The following is a 19,058-nucleotide window of genomic DNA, read 5'->3' as shown; positions in this document are numbered from 1 at the left end:
CGCTCGCACGCGACGGATGATACGTTCTCGTCTGGTCATGCCTGTCCAAGAACCCCAAGCGAAGCCGCCCGTCCCCACGCCGGACGAGCTGGAACGGCTCGCCTTGCAGTACAAGCCGTCCTGGGAGCAAGACGATCCGCCCGCGGCCGCCGCGCCCGCGATCGCGGCGCGTCCGGTCGTAGCCCCGCCGCCCGAGCCGGCACGCGCGGTCGAACCGCCTGCGCTGCCGGTGGCGAACGGCGCCGCAAAGGCCAATGGCGCATCCGCGCCGCTCGCGAACGGCGCCGCGAAGGCCGAAAGCCCGAAGGCCGACGCGCCGAACGTCGACGCACCGAAGGCCGACGCACCGAAGGTCGACGCACCGAAGGTCGACGCACCGAAGGTCGATGCGGCCAAAGCGGAGGAAGCAAAAGCCGACGCGCCGAACGTCGATGCGGTCCAAGCGGAGGAAGCGAAGGTCGACGCGCCGAACGCCGACGAAGCGAAGGTCGACGCGCCGAAGGCTGAAGACGCAAACGCGCCGAAGCTCGAAGAAGCGCAGGCTGACGAAGCGAAGGCCGACGAAACGAAGGTCGACGAGACGCAGCCGGCCGCGGAGCAGGCCGACGACGATGCGCCCGCGATCGCAGCAGCGCCTCCCGCGGCAGCGCCTCCCGTGGACGACGCGAGCCTCGCGCGCATGGACGCCGCGATGGCCGACGAGCCGCCCGAGATCCCCGTGAGCGGCCCGCCCAAGGGGATTTTCGTGAAGGTCGCGGTCGCGCTCATCGGGCTCGGCGGGCTCGCGTTCGCCGCGAAGGGCTTGCTCGGTGGCTCGGACAAACCCACCCCGCCGCCGGTCACGACGAACGCGGCCGAGGCGCCGAAGCCCACGCCGAGCCCGACGCAAACCGCAGCGCCCGCGCCGACGGAGACGGTGGAAGCGCGTCCCGTGGAGACCGCCGCCGCGCCGCCCACGCCGGAGCCCCCTGCCCCGACGCCCACGCAAGCCGCGACGACGGCGCCCACGAGCGAGCCCGCCGCTGCTGCGACGACGCCGAAGACCGAGCCGCCGAAGGTCGAACCGCCGAAGGTCGAGCCGCCGAAGCCTGTCGAGACGGCTACCGCCACCGCGAAAAAACCCGCTGCGTCTGCACCAACGACGGCAAAAACTGCGGCGCCCAAGCCCCCCGCGACGACGCCCCCGAAGCCCGGCGGCGGCATCATCCGCGAGACGCCGTTCTGAGCGCGCGCTAATCGCTTGCCCGTGCCCTCCTCGGGGTGCGAAGAATGCCGACACGAAGACCGCATCGCTGCGCACCGCGATGCACCGAGGGTTCGATGAAGACACGCGCTTGCGCCACCGCCTTGTTCCTTTCGCTCACGGTCCCTGCCCTCCTCGGCGAGGCCGGGATCGCCCCCGACCTCATGGAAGCACGTGCCTTCGCCCAGGCGGACGCCGTGACCGAGGTCGCTCGACAACGCTACGAAGAGGGCGTGAAGGCGTTCGACGCCGGTCGCTTCGAGGACGCGCGCTCCGCGTTCCTGCAAGCCTACGCGCTGAAGCGCCACCCCGCCGTGCTGCTCAACCTCGGCCAGAGCGAGCTGCGCTCGAACCACCCCGAGGACGCAGGCATGCACCTGCAGCAGTTCCTCCGTGACATGCCCTCGGCCTCGCCCGATCAGAAGACCGTCGCCGAGAAGGGCATCAACGAGGCGAAAAAGAAGACCGGGCACATCGTCGTGATCGTCGACGCGAACGGCGCCGACGTGTCCGTCGACGGCACGAGCTACGGCAAGTCGCCGCTGCTCAACGTGATCTTCGTCAAGCCGGGCGCGCACACGGTCACGGCGACGTACGGCGGCAAGACCGCCACCACGAAGGTCGACGCGAAACAAGGCTCGGCCACCGCGGCGAACCTCGTGCTCGGCGTCGGTGGTGCAGCTTCGCCGCCGCCTCCGCCGCCGCCCCCGCCGCCTCCGCCGCCTCCGCCGGCCGCGTCGCCCACGCCCGCGCCCGCGCAGACGTCGCCGACGCCCGCCGCGAACCCGTACGGCACGCCTTCGAGCGCGCCGCCCGCGGGCCCCGCGGGCGCGAGCTCCGGCCTCCCGCCGGTCGACGCGCCCGTGCTCACGCCGCAGGGGCCGGACGGCAGCGGCGACACGACGACGGGCACGCGGGAGCCCTTCCTGAAGTGGTACACGCACAAGCCGCTCGCGTGGGTCGGCTCGGGCGTCGCGGTGATCGGCCTCGGCCTCGGCATCGGCTTCTCGATCGGCGCGAGCGTCGCGAGCGGCAAGGCCGACCAGCACGCCGCCGAGATCCGCACGTTCGCGTCGACCGATCCGAGCACGAACTTCGGCAAGAACCCGCCCTGCGGATCGACCGAGGCATCGGGCAGCGATCTGCCGAACTACGAGCAGGCCTGCGGCGTGCTGCGCAAGGATCTCTCCGACTACGACACGAACGTCGCCGTCGCCACGACGGGCTGGGTGCTCTTCGGCGTCGGCGCGATCGGCACGGGTGTCTACGCGCTGCTCGACTGGTACCTGCCGAAGAAGAACTCGACCTCGACGACCGCATCGAACGACGGCCCGCGTATCCTCGCGGTCTCGCCGAGCGTCTCGTCGACGTATCAAGGGCTCGGCGTCGTCGGCACCTTCTGAGACGACGTCGCCGCGTCTCCCGCGGCGCGCAGCAGATCCCGCATCGTCGATCGCGGGACCGACGCGCGCCGCGCCGCTTCGCTCGTATTCCTCCCTGCCTCCTCGAAGATCCGTCGCGCGTCGTCGGGACGAAGTTTGACCCGGCGTCCGCCTCGCTCCGCGAGCACCGATGTCACGTGCTCGGCCAGGATCACGCCCGGCGTGCGTAACGCCGCCTGCACGATCACGTTCCGCAGCTCGCGCACGTTGCCCGGCCAGCTCGAAGCGCGCAGCGCCGCGAGCGCGCCGGGCGCGAACTCGCGCGGGCCGATCTCCGAGGTCGCGAGCAGGTGCATGCAGATCGCCGCGATGTCCTCCGTGCGCTCGCGCAGCGCCGGCACGCGCACGAGGCACACCGCGAGCCGCTCGTACAGATCCGCCCGGAAGCGCCGCGCCGCCACCATCTGCTCGAGCGGCTCGCACGTCGCCACTACGAGCCGCACGTCGACGGGCATGGCCGCCTCCGCCCCGAGCGGCCGCACGAGCCCCTCCTCCACCACGCGCAGGAGCTTCGCTTGCACGTCGAGCGGCAGCGCCGCGATCTCGTCGAGGAACAACGTGCCTTGATGCGCCTCCCGGAACGCGCCCCGCCGATCGCGGAGCGCGCCCGTGAACGCGCCGCGCTGGTGGCCGAAGAGCTCCGACTCCGCGAGCTCGCGCGAGATCGTCGCTGCGTTCAGCACGACGAACGGTTTGTCCTTGCGCGCGCTCTCGTCGTGCAGCGCGCGCGCCACGAGGTCCTTGCCCGTCCCCGACTCGCCGCGGATCATCACGGGCAGCTTGAGCGGCGCGAGCCTGCGCACCGCGCCGCCGAGCCTCCGCATCGGCGCGCTCCGCCCCACGAGGTGCGCGAGCGGCGCGCCCCGATGCGCCTCGACCGCGAGCGTGCTGCCCTCGACGCGCACCACGGCGCGGCCGAGCTCGACCGCGCTCCCCGTCGAGAGAAACGCCCGCGCCACGCGTGTCCCCGCGACCCGCATCCCGTTGCGGGATCCGAGATCGACCGCCTCGATCACGCTGCCTCGATGCACGAGCGCCGCGTGGCGCGCGCTCACCGTGCGCTCGACGAGCCGCACGTCCACGCCCTCGCCCGAGCCGAGCACGATCTCCTCGCCGGGACCGAGCCGCGCCGCGCGCTCCTGCCCGCCGTCGTCCACCCAGATCCATGCGGCGCCGAGCGCCGCCTCGCCCCCGCCGATCTCCACCGTCGCATCTCGCGCACGTTCGTCCTTCACGAACGCTCCATCGACACGACACGGGTCGTGGTTGCGTAAAAACGTCGCGCTCGCTTCAGAACGCCGCGGCGACCGTGGCCGGCGTGCGCACCTTTCCGCCGCGGAGCGGGTCGAACGTGACGCGCAGGCCCACCTGGAAAAACCCGTAGACGCTCGGCGACGTCCCCGCATCCGGGCGCAGCCGGTACGAGCCGACCGTCCCTTCGAGAAACGGCCCGAAGCCAAAGACCGGGTGCGGGTAGAACGTGCCGCCCAGCGTGATCCGCGCGAAATCGATGCCCTGCGAGCGGCCGATGCCGAACGCCGGGGCCGCGCCGGTCTCGGGCGCTTCGATGAGCGACGTGCGGAAGCCCACGCCGTAACTCGCCCAGGGATCAAACGCGATGCCCTGCGCCAGGTGGTAGACGAGGCGCATCCCCACGCCGAGCGTGCTGCCCGAGCACCCCGCGCAGGCCGTGCCGCCGCCGAGCATGCCGTAGCTTCCATCGAGTTCGAAGGACACGTGCCGGCTCAGACCGAAGCCGAGCCCGAGCGAGACCCCGGGCCCGCCGGACACGAGATCACTCGCTGTCACGCCCGAGGCGATGCTGCCGAGGGGCACGACGTAGCTGCCTCCCAGGGACAGGAGGAAGGCCCCTTTGCGCCAGTCGGGCGCGTAGGCCCTCGGGGTCCCGGCGCCCGGCTCCGGCGGCTCCTCGACCTCGGCGGGCTCTTCCCGGGCCGGATCGGGCGTCTGCGCGAGGGCGGGCAAGGGGGCCACGACGAGCGCGGCGGCGACGAACGCGCGAAAGGAGCGGGGGAGCGTCACGGCAGGGCTCTAGAACGACCACGGCCCGCGCGCAAAGCGCAAAGCGCACGGCCCTCGGGAACCTTGTTCGACCGCCGCGTATGAGCGCGCCCACGACGGAGGGGGGGACGGAGGGGGGCCCCCCGCGGGAGACGATACGAGGAACTAGCCGAGGACCAGGGATCGGCCGCTATAATCGCGTGCCGCATGTCCAAGACCCAGCCGCGCCACGCCCTTCGCCTCGTGGCAGCGGGCATGACCGACGTAGGCCGCCAGCGCAGGCACAACGAAGACAACGTGCTCGTGGCGCAAAGCCTCGACCTCTTCGTGGTGGCCGACGGCATGGGCGGACATTCCACGGGGCACGTCGCGAGCGCCCTCACCGCGACGTCGATGCAGAACTTCTTCGAGGCGACAGCGCAAGGGGCTCTCCCCTTGGCCACGCCGAACGACGAGGCCGATCTGCCGCTCCACGCCGAACGACTCGCGCAGGCCGTTCGCAAGGCCAACCGCGACGTCTACGAGATCTCGTCGACGCACAAAGAGCACCGCGGCATGGGCTCGACGATCGTCGCGATCCACTACGACGGCGGCGAGTGCCTGCACATCGCGCACGTCGGCGACAGCCGCTGCTACCGTCTCCGCGACGGCGGGATCGAGCAGCTCACGCGCGACCACTCGCTCATCAACGACGCGCTCGCGCTCAAGCCCGATCTCACCGAGGAAGAGCTCGCGCGCTTGCCGAAGAACGTGATCACGCGCGCGCTCGGCATGAAGGACGCGGTGAAGGTCGACGTGCAGACCGTGAAGATCGAGCCGGGCGACATGTTCCTGCTCTGCTCGGATGGTCTAAGTGGTATGATCTCCAACGATCAGATCCTCGAGGTCTTTGATCTGACGGGGGATCTCTCGGAGGCCTGCGAGCTGCTCATCGCGATGGCGAACGAGGCGGGCGGCGTCGACAACATCTCGGCGCTCCTCGTCCGCGCCGACGACACGCCGCCGCCCTCCGAGGCGCACATCTCCGCGATGGAGGTCGACGCGCCGGAGCTCGCCGTCGAGGAGGTCGCCGCGTCGATCCCGTTCTCGCAGCGGTACCGCGACATCCAGGACATGCGCTCGTATCGCCCGCCCCCCGGTGATCCCATCGACGAGGTGGTCGTCGGGACCGAGCTCGACGGGCTGCGCGAGGTGATGACCCCGGACGATCTCGCCATGCTCGCGGCCGGCGGCGACGTCGAGACCGAGGGCCCGCGCTCGATCGACGAGATCCGCGTGGCGCGCTGCAGGCGCTGTGATCACGAGCTCTACGTCGGCAACACCTTCTGCACCGAGTGCGGCACGAAGATCGAAAGCGATTGATGCCCGAGAGCGGCCCCTCGAGCACACGCACGCGCGTCCTGCCGATCGCCGAGCGCCTCGACGCGGACACGAAGTACGCGGGGCGCGGCGTCACAATCGCATTCCTCGACTCGGGCTTTTACGCGCACCCCGATCTTACGACACCGTACAATCGCATCGCCGCGTACCATGACCTCTTCGCGCCGCGCGCGGGGCTCGAAGCGCTCGAGCGCTCGGACGTCTCGTCGTGGCACGGCATGATGACGAGCGTCGTCGCCGCGGGGAACGGCGCGCTCTCGGCGGGGCAGTTCCGCGGCCTCGCCTGGGAGGCGAACGTCGTGCTCGTGAAGGTCGGCTCCGCGCACCGCATCGTGCACGACGACATCCGCCGCGGCCTCGACTGGGTCCTCGCGAACCGCGAGCGGTACGGCATCCGCGTCCTCAACATCTCGTGCGGCGGCGACTACGAAGAATCGTTCCTCACCGATCCGCTCTCGCGCGCGGCCGACGAAGCTTCGCGCCAAGGGATCGTCGTCGTCGCGGCGGCCGGCAACGCGGGGCACCTCGCCGATCATCAAGTCCTGCCGCCGGCCAGCGCGCCGAGCGTCCTCGCGGTCGGCGGGCTCGACGACGGCGGCGCGGGGCAGCGGTCGCAGCACTACCACTCGTCGTATGGGCTCACGATCGACGGCCTGCAGAAGCCCGAGCTCATCGCGCCGGCGATCTGGGTCGCCGCGCCGATCCTCCCCGGCACGACCACGGCGGCCGAGGCGCGCCTCCTCAAGCGGCTCGACGAAGCCTCGGACGACAAGCTCTTCGCTCTGCTCGACGCGCACGCCGGCGCGGACGCCGATCTCGACGCGATCGCGGGCCGCCGCGAGCCGTACCTCGTGCGCCAGATCGTCGCCGCGAAGCTCCGCGATCGGAGGGTCCTCTCGGGCCACTACAAGCACGTCGACGGCACGAGCTTCGCGGCGCCGATCGTGGCGAGCGTGGTCGCGCAGATGCTCGAAGCGAACCCCGCGCTGCGCCCGCACCAAGTGCGGCGCATCCTCATGACGACGGCGCGCGGCACGCCCGGGATCGCGCTCGAGCGGCAGGGCTGGGGTGTGGTGCAGCCGCGCGCCGCCGTGGAAGCGGCGCGCGGCATGGGCGCGGGCTAGTCCTCGTTACTGGCCGAAGAGACCACCGAACGGGTTCGGCGCGCCGCCCGTCATGCGCCACGAGTTCGCCGTCTGCTGCACGATCGGCAGGCGCACCATCGGGTGCGGGTGCGTGCGCTCGAAGTTGAAGACGATCGTCGCGGGCGTGAGCTGATCGAGGTTCGCGAAGAACTGCAGCGTGAGCACCGCGCCGCCCTCGGTCATGCGGTAGCCGTTCTGGCGACGCGCGCCTGCGGAGAGGAGGTTGTTCGTCCCGGCCACGTCGGCGGCGATCTCGTTCGGCTGGTTGAACGCGGGGAGCGTGCGCGAGAGCAGCCTGCCGAGATCGGCGGGGTTCACGCCGCGGCTGCCGCCCTGGTTCGCCGTGCAGCCGAGGTGGCCGAGGTGGTGGTGGCCGAGCTCGTGGCCGAGCACGAAGCCGACCTGCTCGTCGAAGAGCTGGTGCTGGCGCTGCACCTTGCGCGCGTCGATCTGCTGCACCGGATCCACGAAGCCCAGGGGCGGCCTCACCATGGCGCCCTTCTGCGCGAGCAACCGCAGGTACTCGTCCAGCTTGCGCGTGCCGAAGATCTCGTCGTTCGCCTTGTACTGCGCGATGTGCGCCTCGATCTCGAGCAGGCCGTCGGTGATGGCCATGAGCGGCAGCCCTTGATCGTCACACGCCGCGAACGCGTTCACCTCGCCGGGCGTGGGATCGGCGACGAACGGGATGTCGCGCACGATGGACTGCTTGTTCGCGGGCAGCGCGGCGATGAGCTCGCCCATCACGACGCCGGCCTGGCTGCGCAGCCAGTTGATGTCGACGAGGTTGATCGGGTCGTTCAGCGGCGTGGTCGGGATCCCGCCGGTCGTCGGCGTCCCCGTCGTCGGCGTCCCCGTCGTCGGCGTCCCCGTCGTCGGGAACGGCCAGGGAAAACCGGGGAATGGGCTCGTGGGCTGGGGCGCGGGTTGCTGCGGCGTCGTCGTTGGCGTCGTCTGCGGCGGCTGCTGGGGATACCCTTGCTGCGGGTAGCCCTGCTGCGGGTAGCCCTGCTGCGGGTAGCCCTGCTGCGGGTAGCCCTGCTGCGGGTAGCCCTGCTGCGGGTAGCCCTGCTGCGGGTACTGCCCCGCCGGGGGCTGCGCCTGGCCGTAGGTCGGCTGCCGGGATTCGCGGCAGCCTGCGACGAGCGCCGAGGACAGGGCGAGCGCCGAGGCGCAGAGCGTCAGGAACGGAAGGGGGCCGCGGGGTCGCGACGCGAACGAAGGCATACGCACGAGCATAATCCATGGACGGTCCTGCGCCGTTCCTCGCGCAACGCTCCGTTCGCGGAAATGGTGCCTCCCGCGAATCGCTCCCTGCCGTGAGCCTGCCCTCTCCTCGCCTTGCTCATATCCCACCTCCAGCTACACTGGTCCCGAGAGTCCTCACCGAGGCGTCGCCCGAAGGCGCGCATGGGCGAGGGCGAAACGAAACCGTGAACGGCGGACGGTGCCGGCACCGAGGGGCGAGGTGTGCGCTCGTCGGACGGCGCCGTCCGCCGTGAGCAGGGGATTGGGGGAGGTCCATCATGACGAACCGATGGAACGTGATTTGGGTGATCTTCGGCGGCTTGGCGGCGACGGGCGTTGGCTGCGATGCGAACGATCCGGTCGACGAGGGCGCGGTGCGCAGCACGAGCGACGAGGTGGGCGAGGCCTGGGGGGCGCCCATTGGCGATGTCCCCCTGCCCGGGCCGGGGTGCCGGGGGTTCCATTGCGCCTCCGCGCTCCCGCCGGGGCGTTGCCTTTACGACAGGGACTGCGCGCTCGCGTGCGTGTTCCCCGCGGACGCCTGTGATGCGGGGATCGGCGGGTGCCTGGGCTATTGCCTCGCGAACGACCAATGCATCAGCGACCTGTCCTGCGCGGGCGGCCAGCGCTGTCTCGATTGTGCGCTCTCGACGTACAGCGCGGCTTGTGTCGAGATCTGCGAGCCCATCCCGCCGCCGCCTCCGCCGCCCCCGGTCTTGCCGCCGCCGCCTCCGCCTCCGGTCGAGCCGCCGCCCCCGGTGATCGTGGAGCCGCCGCCGCCGGTGGTCGAGCCGCCGCCGGTGGTCGTGGAGCCGCCGGTGCAGGAGCCGCCGGTGCAGGAGCCTCCCGTGCAGGAGCCTCCCGTGCAGGAGCCTCCCGTGCAGGAACCCCCGGTGCAGCAGCCTCCCGTGCAGGAGCCTCCGGTGCAGGCGCCTCCGCCGCCTCCGCCGCCGAAGGACGATTGCCCCCTCGACAAGCCGCCGAAGGGCGGCACCGGTAGCAATGGCACCGGGCAGCAGAGCCAATTGCCGACGGCGCCTCCGCCTCCGGCGGGCGGCTCGGACCTCCAGGTCCCGCGCTGATTCCACGAAATGAAAAAGGGCGCGGGGGTTCGTCCCCGCGCCCTTTTTTTGATCGCCGTCCCCCGTGAATCCGCCGTGCCTCAGTGCGCGTGGTCCGAGCAGGCCTCGTGCTCGAGCTCCGGCTGCGCCTCGACGGCGTCGATCGGCAGCGGCACGAAGAACTCCGGATCGTTCGGGTCACGCGAGAATGCCTCGGCCTCGCCGTCCTTCCCGTCGTACATGATGGCCGCGCCGCACGTCGCGCCCTTCTCGAAGCCGCCCGCGGGCGACTTCTTCATGCGCGCCTCCGTCTGCGGGCCCCACGCGCCGTCGACCGAAATCGTGTCGTTCGGGTTGTTTCGGTTCCACAGCCGCTGGAAGGCCTTCACGTCGAGGCCCTTGTAGCTCACCGCGCCCGCGCCCGCGTAATCGAAATGCACCGCGTCGCTCGACCCGAGCCACTTGAAGCCCTTGTTCGTCAGGACGGTCTTCCACGAGCTGTATTCGCTCACGTCGAGCGCGAGGCCCGTCTCGTGATTGCTGGCGCCGGGCTTCGCGGCGAGGCTGATGCTGCAGCGGCCCGTCTGGTACCAGTTGTACAGCATGTATTGCTGCGCCACGGTCCGGAGCGCCGAATTGATCGTCATCGTCTTGCCCGTGTTTTCCTTGAGCGCCGCCAGGAGCCGGTCGGCCGCGGGCTTCTCCAGGTACGCGAACGTCGCGCTGCCGAACGTCACGTTCGACGTCTTCGTGAGCGGCACGTACGCGTCGGGGTTCAGGCAACGCGCCTCGGCGATGATCTGGAGCGAGAGCCCCTTCACGCTCGAGGTCGAGCAGCTCGAAGCCGCCGCCTGCGCGACGGTGCTGCCGGCCACGGCTTCATCGGCGGTATCGATCGGCTCGGGGGATTCCACCCCATCGGCCTCACCGCCGAGCTCCTCGGGGGGAGCTTCGGCAATGCAGCCCGCAAAGACGGGCGTGGCAACAAGGGCAGCGGCGAGGGCAAGAACACGGAATTGGGTCGGGCGAGCGTCCATGCCAGCCTCTCCAGCACGAGGCGTGCCGGACGCGCGCGAGGCCTTGGGTCCTCCAATCATCTCGAATGGGCGCGAAAACGTGGTGGATCGACGATGCACCAGGTGGAAAAAGGATCCACGCTCCGGCCTGCGCCTCCGCGCCGTCGCAATCGCGCGCGCGCTCTCGGCGTTCGAAAAAAACTTCACACCGGCGGAGCTTCCGCGTAGAGGTGGGCCGGCGGGCCTGGAAGGCTGAAGGCTCGCCATCTCGCGATGCTCCCCCTCTCCTTGCCATTCCCGCGCGTAAAGATTTGCTGCATCGCCTCCGAGGAAGAGGCGTGGATGGCCATTCGCGCGGGCGCCTCTGCCCTCGGCCTCGTCGGTCCGGTCCCGAGCGGGCCGGGCGCGATCACCGAGGAGCAGATCACGGCCATCGCCACGCGCGTCCCGCCCGGCGTCGCCACCTTCCTCCTCACGAGCCACCAGGACGCCGGCGCCATCATCGAGCAGCAGAAGCGCTGCCGCACGAGCGTCGTGCAGATCCTCGATCGGCTGGTCTCGGGCACGTACGAGGAGCTGCGCGCGGCCATGCCCGGCATCGGCATCGTCCAGGCCGTGCACGTGATGGGCGACGAGGCCATCGACGAGGCGATCAGCCTCGAAGGCAAGGTCGACGCGGTCCTGCTCGATTCGGGCAACCCGAACCTGCCCGTGAAGGAGCTCGGCGGCACCGGGCGCACGCACGATTGGCAGATCAGCGCCCGGCTCTGCGAGCGCGTGCGGCTGCCGGTCTACCTCGCGGGCGGGCTCCGATCGGACAACCTCGCGACCGCGATCCGCACCGTGCGGCCCTTCGGCGTGGACCTCTGCAACGGCGTGCGCACGGACGGCAAGCTCGACCCGGCCAAGCTCGAAGGCTTCTTCGCGGCCCTGCGCGCCGGCTGATCGCGCGCGCCGACACGTCTAGTCGTCGGCGCCCGGGTTCTTGATCCGCCGCACGAGCCCGCGCACCGTGTTCATGCCGAGCAGGCGCGTGAACAGGACGAAGCCGACGACGGCCGAGAGCACGGTCAGCCACAAGGGCACGTGGAACAGGAGCTTGCTCCACGTCGCCCACGCCTCGCTCCCGACGAGATCCCGCCACGCGAAATCGAACGAGGGGAGCGTCTCCCGCTCGAAGATCCCGATCACGAGCCCGACCGGCGTGAGGACGAGGGTCAAGAACGCGAGCACCTGGTTCAAGAGATCGGCGCGTTTGTCCGAAAGGTACTCGTCGATCTCCGTGATCTCGCCCTTCACCTCCTCGAAGAGGCCGCCGACGTCGAGCGCGCTGCGCAGCCCGCAGTAGAAGCGGTCGTGCCGCTCCTCCGAGCTGATGTGACCGAAGCTGAACTTCGCCGTGTACTGCAAGAGCGCGAGCCTGAGGCGCCCGAAGATGCGGCCGTCGGGGCGGTTCGACATGCTCGCGCATGCCGACGAGAGCTCCAGCAAGAAGAGCCGCTCGTGCTCGATGAGCACCCACTTGTAGATGTAGCGCTCGAGCATCGTGGACTCGAACTGCGAGAGCAGGCCCTTCGCGTCGAGCGGCCAGATCATCCAGGTCACGCCGACGGGCGAGAACACGCAGAGCTCGCGCGCCGAGGGCTCCCACATCGCCGGGTGCCCTTCGATGCGGCAATCGGCCGCGGACGGGTCGATCGGCTGATCGCTGCCGTGCGCGAGCCGCAGCCGATGCCGCGCCGCCGCGTCGGGCAGGCCCTCCGTGTAGATCACGTTCACGCTCATCGGGTTCGGCCAGCTCCCGATCGGCGCGTCGAGCATCACGTCGGGGATGAAGAGCTTCAGCCAGTGCCGGATCGTCGTGTCCTCGAGCCCGACCTCCTCGCCCATCGCGACGAGCGGGTTCGGCTTCATCTCGCCGTCCTTGCCTGCCTTCTTGCGCGGCATGCTCTCGGGCAAGAGGTGCGTCATGCCGCGGCGCACCACGGCCGCGTAGAGGTCCTGGAACGCCGTCAATGTGGGCGACGTCGGCTTGATGCCGACCACGACGAACACGTAGCCCGTCTCGATCACGAAGAGCCGCGGCGGCGTGGTGATCTTGCACGGCATCCCGCCGTTCTTGTCCTTGCGTGGCTCCTTCGACCCGGGCGCGGCGTCGGGTTTGTCCGCTTCCTGCTTGCCCGCCTCGGCCTCGGGCCTCGCCTTCTTCGGCGCGCGCTCGAAGATCCACGTCGCGCGTGGATCAAAGAGGTTCGCGAGCTTGCCCGTGGGCTCGTACGCGCGCAGCAGCCGCCCGTCGCGCACGTGGATGTTGAGGTGCGGCAGGAGCGCGGGATCGTCGATCTTCTTCGGCTTGAAATCACCCCGCGCGAGGAGCTTCCTCTCGTAGGCCTCGAGGTCGAACGAGCCCTGAAGCCCGTCCGGGTGGCGGTACGAGACCACGAGGTAGAGCGTCGACTTCGGCCCGATCGGGGCTTCCTTCGCCTGCGGCTCCGCGGGCGCCTTGGACTCCCTCGGCTCCTTCCGCTCTTTGGGCTCCTTCGATGGCCTCGGGCCCGGCTCGGGCGCGATGGAGGGGGCCGTCGCGCGGGCCGGAACCTCGGCGTCGTCAGCGGACTTCGTACGTCCTCCGCAGGTAGTCCACGATGTCGGCCGATTCGAACATGTCCACGCCCGTGTTCGGGTCGTGGAGGAAGGGCACCTGCATCTTGCCGGACCGCGCGAGGAATGCCTGGCGGCTCGGGCTGCCCTTCGCCACGTTGTGCAGCCGGTACGGGATCTCCAGCGTGGAGAGCACTTCCCGCGTGATGCGGCAGAACGGCGAGGCCTCGAAGCTCCAGAGCTCGAGCGGTTTTTCGGGCGCGCTCGAGGGGCGCGCGAAGCCGCCGAACCCCGGCCGCCACGCCGACGCCAGCATCGCCGTCGCGTTCGTGATCGGGCCGAGGCGCAGGGAGATCGGCACCTCGCCGTCGCCGTAGACACGGAAGAGGTAGGCGATGATGTCGTTCGACTCGTACATCGCGACGCCCGTGTTCGGATCGACGAGGAAGGGGAACTGGTGCTTGCCGCCGCGTTCCTTGACGATCGGGCGGAAGCGGCTCCCGCCGCGCGGGCACGGGTAGATCATCGCCTCGAGGTCGAGGATGCTGAGGGCTTCGCGCACCTTGCGGCAGTACGGGCACCCTTCGAACTCGTAAAGCTCCAGCAATTTGTCCGGACGCTCGCCGAGGTGTCCGGAACGCAAGCCCCCGCCGAGGCGCGCCAGCGTGGCGGCGAGCGAGGTCACGACGTCGAGGGTTCGATTCATGGACTCCTGGTTACGTGATCCCGGGGCAGAATTGAAGTGCCGAGGGCGCATGCGCGGTCCAAGCTGCGGGCGCCGTGCGCTCTGCGAAACGACCGACGACCCTCCTGCTCCTGCCCTCCCTGCTCGTATCCATGGCCTGCACTGGAAACCCCCCTCCGCCCGCCGCCCCCCACCCGAACCAGCCCGAAGCCCCGCTCGCGCCGCCTGCGAGCGCCGCCGCCGCGCCTGCGCCTGCGCGCCGCGCGCCGGACGTGCCCACGCGGCGCGAGGACGTCGTCGAGACGCTGCACGGCAAGGACATCCACGACCCTTACCGCTGGCTCGAAGACGGCGACAGCGACGAGGTGAAGGCCTGGCAAGCCGCGCAGAACGAGCGCACGGCGAAGGCCTTGTCCTCGCTGCCGGGCCGCGCGGCGCTCACGCACCGCATCGAGTCGCTCTTGCGGATCGGGTCCGTCGGCACGCCCGCCGTGTACGGCTCGAAGAAAGGCCAAAAAGGCCGTTATTTCTCGACGCGCCAGGCGCCGTCCGAGGATCAGCCGGTGCTCTACGTGCGCGACGGCGTGGACGGCGTGGATCGCAAGCTCGTCGACCCGAACACACGGGGCTCGGACGGGCTCGTCTCGCTCGATTTCTGGGTGCCTTCGCAGGACGGCAAGAAGCTCGCGTACGGGCTTTCGTCGGGCGGCGACGAGCAGAGCACGCTCTACGTGATGGACGTGGAGACCGGCAAGGACCTGCCCGAGACCGAGGTCATCCCGCGCGCGCGGTACGCGTCGGTCGCGTGGCTGCCCGACGGCAAATCGTTTTATTACACGCGGTACCCGAAGAAGGGCGACGTGCCCGCGGGGGAAGAGCATTACCACCGCAAGGTCTACCTCCACCAGCTCGGCCGCTCGTGGGAGAAGGACCCGCTCGTCTTCGGCGAGGGCCGCGCGATGACGGACTCGCCGAGCGTCGCGATCTCGCCGAATGGCCGCTGGCTCGTGGCGAGCGTGCACATGGGCTGGAGCCGGGTCGAGGCGTACTTGCTCGATCGAACGGCCGGGCCGAAGGCCACGTTCGTGCCGATCGCGGTGCCGAAGGAGAGCGCGATCTACGACGTCGACGTGTACGACGACGTTATGCTCGTCCGGACGAACGACGGCGCGCCGACGTACGAGCTTTATCGTGTCGACCCGAAAAAGCCTGCGCGCGAGCACTGGCAGAAGATCCTGCCGGCGACGAAGGACGTGCTGCAGGCGGTGACCTCGATCGGCGGGCAGCTCTTCGCGACGTACATCGTCGACGCGCACTCGGTGGTGAAGCGCTTCTCGGCGACGGGCGAGCCGAAGGGCGAGATCACGCTGCCGACGATTGGCACGACGGGCGGCGCGAGCGGCGAGTGGGACGGGCACGAGGCGTTCCTCGGCTTCACCTCGTTCGCGGTGCCGAGCACGGTGCTGCGCTTCGATCTGACGACGGAGAAGGTGAACACCTGGGCCGAGATCAAGCCGCCGGTGGACGCGTCGGAGTTCGTGGTGACGCAGGAGAAGGCGCGATCGAAGGACGGGACGATGGTGCCGTACTTCCTCGTGCACAAGAAGGGCGTTGCGCGGGACGGCAAGGCGCCGGCGGTGCTGACGGGGTATGGCGGGTTCAACATCGCGCAGATGCCAGCGTTCGCGGGCTCGCGCTACGTGATGCTGGAGCAGGGCGGCGTGGTGGCAGTGGCGAACCTGCGCGGCGGCGGCGAATACGGCGAGGCGTGGCACCGCGCGGGAATGCTCGGGTCGAAGCAAAACGTGTTCGACGATTTGTATGCGGTCGCGGAGGAGCTGATTGCCGATCGGGTGACCTCGTCGGATCGGCTCGCGGTGATGGGCGGATCGAACGGCGGATTGCTCGTCGGGGCGGCGATCACGCAGCGGCCGGATCTCTTCCGCGCGGCGGTGTGCGCGGTGCCGCTGCTCGACATGATCCGCTACCACAAGTTCTTGATCGCCAAGCTCTGGATCCCCGAGTACGGCTCGGCGGAGGACGCGTCGCAATTCGAGTGGCTGTGGGCGTATTCGCCTTATCACAACGTGAAGGCGGGGACGCCCTACCCCGCCGTGCTCTTCGCGACGGCGGAGGGCGACAGCCGCGTGGATCCGCTGCATGCGCGGAAGATGGCGGCGCTCCTGCAGGCGGAGGCGGGCGGGGACAAGCCGATCTTGTTACGCGTCGAGGGGAAGGCCGGGCACGGCGCGGGGAAGCCGATTTCCAAGCGGATCGAGGAGGCGACGGACGTGTATTCGTTCCTCTTCTGGCAGCTCGGGGTGACGCCGCCCGGCTGACGGTTCCCTGCGGGACGGGGGGCCTGCACCTACATCTCGTTACAACGTAAGTTCACCCGAGTGCGTGGTCGGCGAGGCCCCCGAGGGGATCGGACCCCGCGGGGGGCGTGGTCGGCGAGGCCCGGACGGGGTCGGATTAGGGCGGGGGTCTCGTCGACCAGGCAGGCGACGGGGTCGGACCAGGGCGAGGGTCTCGCGGACGAGGCAGGCGACGGGATCGGATTAGGGCCGGGGTCTCGGCGACCAGGCAGGCGGCGGGATCGGACCAGGGCGGGGGGCTCGCCGGCGAGGCAACGGGCGGAGTCGGACCTCGCGGGCGCCCATTCAATCCTGGCGCCGACGTGCCCGCGCGCTTCAATGCGGAACCGGCTCTGTCGGCCCGACGTCGTGCGCAAAAAACAGACGCTCGTCCCCGTACCTCGACGCAACGAACGTGCTGTCGAGCCAGAGCTCGCCCATCGGCTGCGTCGGCTGGTCGATCTTCGCCGCGACGTGCACGTCGAAGAGCTTGATCCCCGCGGGCAGCCGGCCGAGCGAGAGCCGGAAGTCCGACGTGTCCGGGTAGGCGCGTTTCGCCTCTTCCGTCGGGTGGAACTCGACGCGGTCGGGGACGACGGGATTCTCCGCAGACGCGCCGTCCGTGTGCATGCCCGCGAGGTGGTGGAGCGGAAGGTAAACGCTGTAAAGCCGCGTGCCGCCGAGCGACTTCGCGGCCTTCTGGAACGCGCTCTGCACGAGCTTCGAATCGAACTCCTTCGCCGGCACCGTGGAGTTGCAATAGACGCTGGAGAAGCAGCGCAAGTCGCCCTTCTCGCGATGGTCGTTCGGCAACGTGAGCAGGTTCAACGAGGGCTTGCCGGTCACGAAAAACTTGAGCGCGACCGAGGGCGCGAAGCTGCCGCCGCCCTTCGCGTCCGAGAAGCGCAGGAGCGCGGCGCCGCCCTTCGCGAAGACGCCCGTGTACGGGTGCGACGCCGTGATCTTCAGGGTCACGCGCGCGCATGCGCCGTACGTGTGCACGAGCTTCGGGCGATCCGGCGGGAGCTCGTCGCCCGGCAGCTCGAACGAGCCGCGGTTGAAGGCCGTGCTGAAGAGCTTGCGCCGCCCCCACGGGCCCGGGACGCTCGTGGGGAGCGCGTTTTCCGGGTACGGATCGGAGCTCACGCGGGCCCACAATGCGTCGAGCTTCTCCTCGGCGCGGAGCGCCGAACCATCGGGCAAGGACATGACCCGCGAGCCTATCGTAGGCCCGTCCCACTTGCCATTTCCTTCAGCGTCATGCTTCCTTCCTCCCGATGACGCGGCTCCCGATGCTCCTGTCGCCCCTGCTCCTCGCGCTCGTCGCCCTCGGCTGCAAGGGCGCGCAAGAGAACCAGGCCAAGGATCAGGCCCCGCCCGCCGCGTCGACGACGAGCCCCAAAGAGAAGAAGGCCCCGCGCGCATACCCGGCGGCCGAGGCGTTCGCGTTGAAGCCCCTCGCCGTGGGGCAGTGGATCCGGATCGCGCTGGAGTTCAGGGGCCAGCCGCCGGGCCAGGTCTTCGTGCGCATCGTGGGGAAAGAGGGCGACGCGTTCTGGTACGAGGTCGAGGCGAACATGCCGACCTACACGTCGCTCTTCCAGTTCCTGGTGGAGGGCGCCGCAGAGAAGGGCTTCGACAAGAACGCCGTGCGCAAGCTGCGCCGCCAGGAAGTAAATCGCCCCGTGCTGGAGGAGTCCGGGCCGCCCGACGTGCTCCGTGACGTCGCCGAGCAGGTCGAGGCCTACGCCGCGCTCCTGAACCCGCCCGACTTCACGAAGGCCGAGCGCAAGGACGTGAAGGTGACGGCCGGGCTGTTCCAGGGCAGCTTCGTGTACGAGACCGAGTCCACCGTCCGCGGCGACAAGCAGAAGGAGCGGGTCTTCCGTCACCCCGCCGTGCCCATCACCGGGTTCGTCCGGGCCGAGAGCACGCAACCCGGCGGCCCTGCCTACACGACAGAGCTGCTCGAAATGCACGAGACCGGCGCCCGAGCCGTCATGGGCCTGTAAGGTCCCGAGGGCCCGCGCGTTCCCCGGCCGAGGCCAACCCTGCTGGTGAGCCAGATCCAGCGCGCCGAACGTCCACCGTGGAGACTGCATGAAACGCAAGCCCCGCCGCGCCACACGGATTGTCGCCCTCGCCCTGGCCTCGATCGCCACGCCCATCCTCGCCTTCGGCTGCGGCGGCAGCGTGCCCTCGCCCCACGAAGGCGCCCCCGGAGCACGATCCGACGACCCCGTGGCCGCCCTCGATCAGGCGGAGCGCGAGGTGCAGCTCGCCCTCGGCCTGTACCCGTCCCCGCCCGCGCAAGCGATGGCGCAGCAGCCCCTCGAGGCAACGCAGGCGCAGACTCCCCAGCAGTACGCCACACCTCCGCCCCCCACGCCCACGCCCGCCCTGCCCGCGCCCACAGCCACCATGCCCGCACCAGCCCCAGCCGAGGCCGAGAGGAAGGCCGAAGCCGATGCCAAGCGCGCCGAGGCCGGGGCCCCCGCCGCGGACGAGGCCACGCCCGTCTCGTCAGACCCATGCATGACCGCATGCCGCGCCCTCGAATCCATGGGCCGCGCCGCCACGCACCTCTGCGACCTCACCGGCGACGGCGATACGCGCTGCGCAAACGCAAAGGACCGGGTGCGCAGAGCCGAGGACCTCGTCCGCCAGCGGTGCCCCGGCTGCGCAGGTTGAGCACGTGTCCGTGATGGTTTGAGGCGCAACGACTCGGAGCTGGGGCGTTGCCCCAGACCCCAGCAGGGGCTGTCCGCCCCTGCACCCGGACCAGCCAGGGGCTGGACCCAAGCTCGATGAACTGCGCGATGCGCAGTTCATCGAACAGGCCCGGTCAAGACCAGCAA

Annotated in this window: 16 protein-coding genes; 9 read left to right on the top strand and 7 right to left on the bottom strand. The window is 70.2% G+C overall.

Annotated elements, in window-relative coordinates:
• Positions 1–37 precede the first annotated feature (37 nt).
• On the top strand, positions 38–1,225 hold the full coding sequence (locus QHF89_RS16165) for a hypothetical protein (RefSeq protein WP_136969560.1): 1,188 nt from the start codon (positions 38–40) through the stop codon (positions 1,223–1,225).
• Between the two features lie 95 nt (positions 1,226–1,320).
• Entirely contained in the window at positions 1,321–2,646 is a 1,326-nt protein-coding gene (locus QHF89_RS16160; protein WP_284720559.1) for a PEGA domain-containing protein, read from the top strand.
• Here QHF89_RS16160 and QHF89_RS16155 read toward each other — a convergent pair.
• Positions 2,616–3,920, bottom strand: a complete 1,305-nt coding sequence (locus tag QHF89_RS16155) for an FHA and sigma-54 interaction domain-containing protein (RefSeq protein ID WP_284720558.1) — start codon at positions 3,918–3,920, stop codon at positions 2,616–2,618. The two genes, QHF89_RS16160 and QHF89_RS16155, sit on opposite strands and share 31 nt — an antisense overlap.
• Before the next feature lie 55 nt (positions 3,921–3,975).
• Positions 3,976–4,728, bottom strand: a complete 753-nt coding sequence (locus QHF89_RS16150) for a hypothetical protein (protein WP_136969557.1) — start codon at positions 4,726–4,728, stop codon at positions 3,976–3,978.
• Positions 4,729–4,914: 186 nt separating this feature from the next.
• On the opposite strand from QHF89_RS16150, the gene QHF89_RS16145 reads away from it, so the two are divergent.
• Together QHF89_RS16145 and QHF89_RS16140 are read left to right on the top strand one after the other, a co-directional pair.
• Positions 4,915–6,069 carry a Stp1/IreP family PP2C-type Ser/Thr phosphatase gene (locus QHF89_RS16145; protein ID WP_284720557.1) on the top strand — a complete coding sequence of 385 codons (1,155 nt, stop codon included), beginning with the start codon at positions 4,915–4,917 and terminating at the stop codon, positions 6,067–6,069.
• Positions 6,069–7,211, top strand: a complete 1,143-nt coding sequence (locus tag QHF89_RS16140; protein WP_136929985.1) for a S8 family serine peptidase — start codon at positions 6,069–6,071, stop codon at positions 7,209–7,211. Before QHF89_RS16145 ends, QHF89_RS16140 begins: the two co-directional genes overlap by 1 nt.
• Positions 7,212–7,217: 6 nt before the next feature.
• Here QHF89_RS16140 and QHF89_RS16135 read toward each other — a convergent pair whose 3' ends face one another.
• Entirely contained in the window at positions 7,218–8,459 is a 1,242-nt protein-coding gene (locus QHF89_RS16135; RefSeq protein WP_284720588.1) for a M48 family metalloprotease, read from the bottom strand.
• A gap of 299 nt (positions 8,460–8,758) precedes the next feature.
• On the opposite strand from QHF89_RS16135, the gene QHF89_RS16130 reads away from it, so the two are divergent.
• Positions 8,759–9,562: a hypothetical protein gene (locus QHF89_RS16130; protein WP_284720556.1), complete on the top strand. Its 804-nt coding sequence runs from the start codon at positions 8,759–8,761 to the stop codon at positions 9,560–9,562.
• 80 nt (positions 9,563–9,642) lie between these two features.
• Here QHF89_RS16130 and QHF89_RS16125 read toward each other — a convergent pair whose 3' ends face one another.
• On the bottom strand, positions 9,643–10,578 hold the full coding sequence (locus tag QHF89_RS16125) for a M15 family metallopeptidase (protein ID WP_284720555.1): 936 nt from the start codon (positions 10,576–10,578) through the stop codon (positions 9,643–9,645).
• A gap of 252 nt (positions 10,579–10,830) precedes the next feature.
• Between QHF89_RS16125 and QHF89_RS16120 the strand changes: the two genes are divergently transcribed.
• The gene (locus QHF89_RS16120; protein WP_136969553.1) at positions 10,831–11,502 is read left to right on the top strand and encodes a phosphoribosylanthranilate isomerase; all 672 of its coding nucleotides are present in this window, start codon (positions 10,831–10,833) and stop codon (positions 11,500–11,502) included.
• 18 nt (positions 11,503–11,520) lie between these two features.
• On the opposite strand, the gene QHF89_RS16115 is transcribed toward QHF89_RS16120, so the two are convergent.
• Together QHF89_RS16115 and QHF89_RS16110 are read right to left on the bottom strand one after the other, a co-directional pair.
• Positions 11,521–12,999, bottom strand: a complete 1,479-nt coding sequence (locus tag QHF89_RS16115; RefSeq protein ID WP_136969552.1) for a hypothetical protein — start codon at positions 12,997–12,999, stop codon at positions 11,521–11,523.
• A 166-nt stretch (positions 13,000–13,165) separates the two neighbouring features.
• A complete protein-coding gene (locus QHF89_RS16110; protein WP_136929989.1) occupies positions 13,166–13,864 on the bottom strand; it encodes a glutathione S-transferase N-terminal domain-containing protein in 699 nt (232 codons plus the stop codon).
• A gap of 74 nt (positions 13,865–13,938) precedes the next feature.
• On the opposite strand from QHF89_RS16110, the gene QHF89_RS16105 reads away from it, so the two are divergent.
• Positions 13,939–16,182: a prolyl oligopeptidase family serine peptidase gene (locus tag QHF89_RS16105; protein ID WP_284720554.1), complete on the top strand. Its 2,244-nt coding sequence runs from the start codon at positions 13,939–13,941 to the stop codon at positions 16,180–16,182.
• Between the two features lie 354 nt (positions 16,183–16,536).
• On the opposite strand, the gene QHF89_RS16100 is transcribed toward QHF89_RS16105, so the two are convergent.
• A complete protein-coding gene (locus QHF89_RS16100; protein WP_136969551.1) occupies positions 16,537–17,409 on the bottom strand; it encodes a hypothetical protein in 873 nt (290 codons plus the stop codon).
• A gap of 68 nt (positions 17,410–17,477) precedes the next feature.
• On the opposite strand from QHF89_RS16100, the gene QHF89_RS16095 reads away from it, so the two are divergent.
• Together QHF89_RS16095 and QHF89_RS16090 are read left to right on the top strand one after the other, a co-directional pair.
• Positions 17,478–18,212 carry a hypothetical protein gene (locus tag QHF89_RS16095; RefSeq protein WP_136969550.1) on the top strand — a complete coding sequence of 245 codons (735 nt, stop codon included), beginning with the start codon at positions 17,478–17,480 and terminating at the stop codon, positions 18,210–18,212.
• An 88-nt stretch (positions 18,213–18,300) separates the two neighbouring features.
• Positions 18,301–18,891, top strand: coding sequence for a hypothetical protein (locus QHF89_RS16090; RefSeq protein WP_136969549.1), 591 nt, complete (start codon positions 18,301–18,303; stop codon positions 18,889–18,891).
• The last annotated feature ends 167 nt before the right edge of the window (positions 18,892–19,058 follow it).

This window comes from Polyangium sorediatum, from assembly GCF_029946465.1.
Taxonomy (GTDB): Bacteria; Myxococcota_A; Polyangia; order Polyangiales; family Polyangiaceae; genus Polyangium; species Polyangium fumosum.
This window is presented reverse-complemented; position numbering and strand designations above follow the sequence as displayed.

Bases quoted from the DNA above. Each gene is read 5' to 3' on its own strand.
- QHF89_RS16165 (WP_136969560.1), top strand. From the start codon at position 38: ATGCCTGTCCAAGAACCCCAAGCGAAGCCGCCCGTCCCCACGCCGGAC.
- QHF89_RS16160 (WP_284720559.1), top strand. From the start codon at position 1,321: ATGAAGACACGCGCTTGCGCCACCGCCTTGTTCCTTTCGCTCACGGTC.
- QHF89_RS16145 (WP_284720557.1), top strand. From the start codon at position 4,915: ATGTCCAAGACCCAGCCGCGCCACGCCCTTCGCCTCGTGGCAGCGGGC.
- QHF89_RS16140 (WP_136929985.1), top strand. From the start codon at position 6,069: ATGCCCGAGAGCGGCCCCTCGAGCACACGCACGCGCGTCCTGCCGATC.
- QHF89_RS16135 (WP_284720588.1), bottom strand. From the start codon at position 8,459: ATGCCTTCGTTCGCGTCGCGACCCCGCGGCCCCCTTCCGTTCCTGACG.
- QHF89_RS16130 (WP_284720556.1), top strand. From the start codon at position 8,759: ATGACGAACCGATGGAACGTGATTTGGGTGATCTTCGGCGGCTTGGCG.
- QHF89_RS16125 (WP_284720555.1), bottom strand. From the start codon at position 10,578: ATGGACGCTCGCCCGACCCAATTCCGTGTTCTTGCCCTCGCCGCTGCC.
- QHF89_RS16120 (WP_136969553.1), top strand. From the start codon at position 10,831: ATGCTCCCCCTCTCCTTGCCATTCCCGCGCGTAAAGATTTGCTGCATC.
- QHF89_RS16110 (WP_136929989.1), bottom strand. From the start codon at position 13,864: ATGAATCGAACCCTCGACGTCGTGACCTCGCTCGCCGCCACGCTGGCG.
- QHF89_RS16100 (WP_136969551.1), bottom strand. From the start codon at position 17,409: ATGTCCTTGCCCGATGGTTCGGCGCTCCGCGCCGAGGAGAAGCTCGAC.
- QHF89_RS16095 (WP_136969550.1), top strand. From the start codon at position 17,478: ATGACGCGGCTCCCGATGCTCCTGTCGCCCCTGCTCCTCGCGCTCGTC.
- QHF89_RS16090 (WP_136969549.1), top strand. From the start codon at position 18,301: ATGAAACGCAAGCCCCGCCGCGCCACACGGATTGTCGCCCTCGCCCTG.